Below are 850 nucleotides of genomic sequence, written 5' to 3'. Positions count from 1 at the left end.
AGGAGCTATGCCTGCATGGCGAACAGTCGCACTGTCTCAACCAGGTTCGCCGGTTCCGGCAGGATCTGAGAAAGCCTCGGGCTAATGCGCGATCTCAGGCTTCCCCACTTTTTCGCCGATTGGCCACACCATGGGGGACATGGCCGGCCGCCACATGTCGGGCGGCGGATTCGCAGTGGCCCTGTTGATCATCGAAGAACACATCGGCACCGAACGCCCGCAGGAAATCCCCTTTCGCCAAGCCTCCCAGAAACAGACTTTCGTCCAGGCGGATATTCCAGTCACGCAGGGTTCGCACTACCCGTTCGTGGGCAGGAGCGCCCCGGGCGGTCACCAGAGCCGTTCGGATCGGGCAGGATTCCACCGGAAAGCTGTCCTGCAGTTGATGCAAGGCTGCCAGGAAAGGCTTGAACGGGCCGCCGTCCAGTGGCTGACGTGCGGAGCGTTTTTCATTCTCGGTGAAAGCCTCCAGGCCATCACTCTGGAAAATCTGTTCCGACTCATCGGAAAACAGCACCGCGTCGCCATCAAAGGCAATCCGCAAAATGCCATCCGGGCGCTGACACTGGCCGCCGGAAAGAATGGTGGCAGCTGCATAGCCGGCTTCCAGTACCTGCTGTACGTCATCCGGGTCGGTGGACAGAAACAGGTGGGCGCCGAACGCAGACACATAACGGTGGGGGCTTTGCCCGCCGGCAAAGGCCGCACGGGTGATCGGCAATCCGTAATGCTCGATGGAGTTGAAGACCCGCAGGCCGGTATCAGAGCTGTTGCGCGACAGCAGAATGACTTCGACCCGCCCCTTTCCCTCTTTCAGTTCGTTGATAGCCAGCAGCTTCTGCACCAGCGT

The 850-nt window shown here is 60.5% G+C and carries 1 protein-coding gene; it reads right to left on the bottom strand.

Annotated elements, in window-relative coordinates; translation table 11 throughout:
- Positions 1–94: 94 nt before the first annotated feature.
- Positions 95–850, bottom strand: a 756-nt coding sequence (locus B3Q33_RS08805; protein ID WP_286827495.1) for a 5'-nucleotidase, incomplete at its 5' end; no start/stop codon positions are given.

It is taken from the genome of Alcanivorax sp. UBA3183 (assembly GCF_002364155.1).
In the GTDB taxonomy this organism is placed as follows: domain Bacteria; phylum Pseudomonadota; class Gammaproteobacteria; order Pseudomonadales; family Alcanivoracaceae; genus Alcanivorax; species Alcanivorax jadensis.
This window is presented reverse-complemented; position numbering and strand designations above follow the sequence as displayed.